Origin of the sequence: Stenoxybacter acetivorans DSM 19021 (assembly GCF_000745895.1) — a bacterium.
In the GTDB taxonomy this organism is placed as follows: Bacteria; Pseudomonadota; Gammaproteobacteria; order Burkholderiales; family Neisseriaceae; genus Stenoxybacter; species Stenoxybacter acetivorans.
This window is the reverse complement of sequence record NZ_JQKE01000109.1, coordinates 1-4,545: the sequence shown is the minus strand read 5'-3', so window position 1 is coordinate 4,545 and position 4,545 is coordinate 1. Positions and strand designations below refer to the sequence as shown.

Genomic DNA, 4,545 nt, shown 5'->3' with positions numbered 1-4,545 from the left:
TTGGTCTGATTTTTTTTGACGATTTGTGGCTCAAAACCACCGTTTCGGTCTCGCGGTGTTTCCAATTCAAAGCTGCCGGAATTTGCCTTGACCGTCTTTTTGGTGTAACCGTTGCGGCGGTTGGGCTCTTGTGGGTTCTGTTCGAGATAATGTTCGATTTCGGCATCAAGAGCAGCTTCGGTCAGTTGTTTGATAAGCGGGGTGAGTATGCCGTCTTTGCCTGTCAGTGCTTGACCTGATTGAAGCTGTTTAAGTGCTGTTTTAAAGTCGAATATGGGGTTGTTCATGTGTTGTCTCCTATTTGGAATAGTTTAGGGGGATTGACACAGATTTTTGAACACTACCTCTATTTCCCGCGTATCCAATTTTGCACATCATACTAGATACTAGTGCAACACAAGCCACTGTATTTAATACCAATACCATTTATAATAAAACTGTAATATGGAAAGATTACTTCGGCTTTCCACCGTCAAAGCGCATGAAACGGCTAACTTACGCAACGGCAGTTCTTTTTTGGTTTTCAATTGTTGGTCTTTTATTGGCTTTCTCTTCCCAGCTGAAATTTTTTCAAGATTTATTTTCATTACAGATATTCAGCGTGCTGTTACTTAATATGAAAATATTTCATCCTGTTTTTATTTGCTTGATTTGGCTTTCTGTCTTTCGCCTTCGAGATATAGGGCGATCACCTTGGTTTAGTGTGCTGTTTTTATTGCCTTTATTTTCGATGTTGGGTCTGATTGCTTTCGGCATGCTGGCTTCAACACCCATTTGGTTTTTAGCACCGTTTCTGTATCCTGTACTCGCTGTACCCAGCATTTTTTTGCTGTATCTGCTCTTTTCACCAAGCCGCACAGAAGGTGCACCGTACGGCAGTTGGAAGATATTTTTGGTAAGCCTGCTTGTTTTCTTTTTGACAGAAATAGCTGCCTTTTTTGTTGTTTACGGAAAACATTCGATGCCTTTGTTACGCTTCCTGCGTGATTTTTTGTTTTCTGTAATAATAAAGTGAAACAATGTTCTTAAGCTACCCAAACGAAAAAGTGTTGAAACGATACTGCAATCAGCAAAACAATATAACTTTATCCGACCAATCAAACAAAGTTAAACCAAACGAAAATTAAACTAACTGATTTAAGTACACCTGCCCCGCAAAAACTATTTAAAATAGACTGAATCACCCCCATATCCGAATTGGTCTTTAAATTTTTCAGGCAGCCTTTACTGCCCAATAAAAAAACAGTTAAGAAATTAAAAAACCTATTGATTAACCAGAGGAAATTATGAATAAAAGCACGCGCCATTGTTCTTTTTGCGGCAAAGCCGAACACGAAGTTCACAACTTAATTGAAGGCGAACATGCCTTAATTTGTAATGAATGCGTGGATACTTGCAGTGAAATGCTGCACCCCGATACCGATTTGCCCGCTTTGCAAAAAAGCGACAGCGGTTTACCAACGCCTGCCGATATTGTGTCTAATTTAGATCAATACGTCATCGGGCAGGAACACGCCAAAAAATCTTTAGCAGTGGCGGTGTACAACCACTACAAACGCTTGGAACACGCCGACAGCCAACAAAACGTTGAGCTCTCTAAATCCAATATTTTATTGATCGGTCCCACAGGATCGGGGAAAACCCTGCTGGCACAAAGTTTGGCACGCAAACTGAACGTACCATTTGTTATGGCAGACGCAACCACCTTAACAGAAGCAGGTTACGTTGGCGAAGACGTAGAACAAATCATCACCAAATTACTGGGCAATTGTGAGTTCGATGTCAAAAAAGCACAAAAAGGTATTGTTTATATTGATGAAATTGATAAAATTTCTCGCAAAAGTGACAACCCGTCAATTACCCGCGATGTATCGGGCGAGGGTGTACAGCAAGCATTGCTGAAACTGATTGAAGGCACTATCGCCGCCGTACCGCCGCAAGGCGGGCGCAAACACCCGAATCAAGAATTCATCAACGTGGACACCACCAATATTTTGTTTATTTGCGGCGGTGCATTTGCCGGATTGGAAAAAGTAATTCGCCAGCGCACTGAAAAAAGCGGCATCGGTTTTGGTGCAACCGTAAGCAGTAAAGATGAAGATGCAGACATCAGCTTATTACTGGAAACCGTAGAACCCGAAGATTTAATTAAATTCGGCTTGATTCCTGAGTTAATCGGTCGTTTGCCGGTAATCGCCACTTTACAAGAACTGGATGAAGACGCGCTGGTTAATATCCTCACCGAACCAAAAAATGCGCTGGTAAAACAATATCAAACCCTGTTTGCCATGGAAGGCGCAGAGCTGGAGATTTTGTCCGATGCTTTACACGCCATTGCTCGGCAAGCGATGGCACGCAAAACCGGAGCACGTGGTTTACGTTCTATACTGGAGCGTGCTTTATTGGAAACCATGTATGCCCTGCCCAATTTGCACGATGTAACAAAAGTGGTGGTGGATCAAGCCGTGATTGAATCGGGAGCCGCACCCAAATGGCTGCGGGCAGACGGCAGCGAATTTCAGCAAGCCGCCCAAACTGAGAAAAAAGCAGTACAAAAAAGCAAAAAAGCGTCCTGAACTTTTGCTGCCCTACCCCAAAACATGTTTGCCGAGATTTTCAGGTAGCCTCATCTGGCTCAGATGATGTAATGATGTTTCCGCGCATGAATCATGTGATGGGGGTTTGTTTGGGTTGGCGGGGATCAACTAAGCCTGAAACGGCTTCTTTTAATTTTGTTGTTTTTATGGGCGATGTATTATGGCTTTTATGTAGAAAAGTAAATGTTGTTGGTCTGCCCGCACAACGCATTATATTTTCCACACAAAACCTGCACAAAACGCTTCGCTAGACCTACACGAAGGAGCTAGATTGCAATAAACACAAAACGGCTATCAACAATTAGGCAATAAAATCTGCGAAAGCCTGTAGCTATTTTAAGGAGTTCAAAATGAATGGAAAAATGGGGGAATTAATCAAGATTTATAAGCCACGTAAGGTATGGATCATCGGATTGGCGGCGGTGAGCATAATCATTGTGATCGGGCTGTTATTGTGGCTGGCGGCGTATGCGGTTTCAAACGGCGGCATAAATTATCGCGGCGATGGCGACCCGGTTTTGCTTCTTGCGGGTATCGGCGCCGTATTGGTTGGCGGAGGAGCGTTTTACGCTTATCACTTTGTCAGGCGTATAAGAGGAAAAATTATCTTTGAATTATACGAAAACGGCATTGTTATGAAGCCCGTAAAAGCCAAACAGGGAAATGCCGAACCTATGCGGTTACTTTTTGCGGAAATCGAAGATATATTGCCATTGACCATAGTGTCAGCAAATATCGCAGACGCAGTTTATATCACTCACTTGGCATTTCGCAAAAACCCGTCAAGCGAATGGTTTTGGATCACGCCGCAAACGAGCGGTCATAAAAAGTTGAACGAACAATTTGTGGAGTTGCACACCCAGCAGCGCGGCGCTTTGATCTTTGATCAATGGCAAAAAACATACCCTTCCGTGCAAATCAGATATATAGATAAATCAGCAAGGCGTAGTCCCAATCTTGCCAAAAATGCGGCGGAATTTCTGAAGCCTTTCGACTCGTTCAAAACCCTATTGTTGGCAAAAAATTATATCAATATAGACAATCAAACAATTAGTTTTGACAGCACATATACGGTGGAATTTGGCGGTTGGACAGACAATATCTATCTCAAAGACGGCGGCGGCAAAGAGAAATTCCGTATTGATGCTTCTACCATATTATCCGCCGATATCTTCGTTGCGTTATTGTTCGCTCAAATAGGCGATAATGCTGAGGAATAATCATCGGTTCATTTAGGTTTCGTTAATAATGCCGCTCGGCGATCACGCGCCCACGATTGACTTTTCGCCAATTTTTGTTCCGTCAAGCGCGACCACGCCAAACGGCGATCCGTTTATCAATTTCTGCGAAAGGTTAAAAATAGATATGTTCTACTAAGATTTTTACGCCGATTATAATAAGAACCGATCCGCCTATAAGTTCCGAGTTTTTCGCCAAATATATTTCCTATTTTTACGCCGATCGTAGATACGCAAAAAGTTATAACGCCCGTTATTGCCGCCGCCATAAAAATGTTTATGTTAAAAAATGCGAAAGTTACGCCCACTGCAAATGCGTCAATACTTGTCGCAATCGCCAAAATAAACATTATCGCAAAACCAAAAAAGTATCTACCCGCATCCTCTTTTTTCCAGGGCAATCGCATGAAAAATTTTCTCTCACCATTTTAATCAATTAAGCCATAGTGTATTATTTTCCATAAATTATTCTCATCAGAAAGAAACTCATCATAGAAAAAACAGATAATTTGTTGGATTTATTGGTAAAGATTAAAGATCCACGCGGAAAACACAAAATTGCTTACTCGTTGCCTGCCATTTTAACCATTGCCATATGTGCCTCGTTGGCAGGGGCGGATACTTTTGTTGAGATGGAGCAATGGGCAAAAGAAAAAATTGAATGGTTTCAGAAGTTAATTCCTTCTTTACCCTGCATTCCCTCACACGAT

The 4,545-nt window shown here is 42.2% G+C and carries 6 protein-coding genes; 4 read left to right on the top strand and 2 right to left on the bottom strand.

Features of this window, described 5'->3' with window-relative positions; genetic code table 11:
- On the bottom strand, positions 1-287 hold a 287-nt coding region (locus Q384_RS10645; protein ID WP_037587963.1), incomplete at its 3' end, for a transposase.
- An 80-nt stretch (positions 288-367) separates the two neighbouring features.
- Here Q384_RS10645 and Q384_RS10640 point away from each other — a divergent pair.
- From Q384_RS10640 to Q384_RS10625, 3 genes are all read left to right on the top strand, one after another.
- Entirely contained in the window at positions 368-1,015 is a 648-nt protein-coding gene (locus Q384_RS10640) for a DUF805 domain-containing protein (protein WP_425423488.1), read from the top strand.
- Between the two features lie 271 nt (positions 1,016-1,286).
- Complete coding sequence (gene clpX / locus Q384_RS10635; RefSeq protein WP_037587959.1) at positions 1,287-2,576, top strand: ATP-dependent Clp protease ATP-binding subunit ClpX; 1,290 nt, start codon at positions 1,287-1,289, stop codon at positions 2,574-2,576.
- 371 nt (positions 2,577-2,947) lie between these two features.
- Positions 2,948-3,817, top strand: a complete 870-nt coding sequence (locus Q384_RS10625; RefSeq protein WP_037587955.1) for a hypothetical protein — start codon at positions 2,948-2,950, stop codon at positions 3,815-3,817.
- A 116-nt stretch (positions 3,818-3,933) separates the two neighbouring features.
- Here the strand turns inward: Q384_RS10625 and Q384_RS10620 are convergent, their stop codons facing one another.
- Entirely contained in the window at positions 3,934-4,242 is a 309-nt protein-coding gene (locus tag Q384_RS10620; RefSeq protein WP_051940911.1) for a manganese efflux pump, read from the bottom strand.
- 105 nt (positions 4,243-4,347) lie between these two features.
- On the opposite strand from Q384_RS10620, the gene Q384_RS10615 reads away from it, so the two are divergent.
- A partial coding sequence (locus Q384_RS10615) for a transposase family protein (protein ID WP_169740859.1) occupies positions 4,348-4,545 on the top strand: 198 nt, incomplete at its 3' end.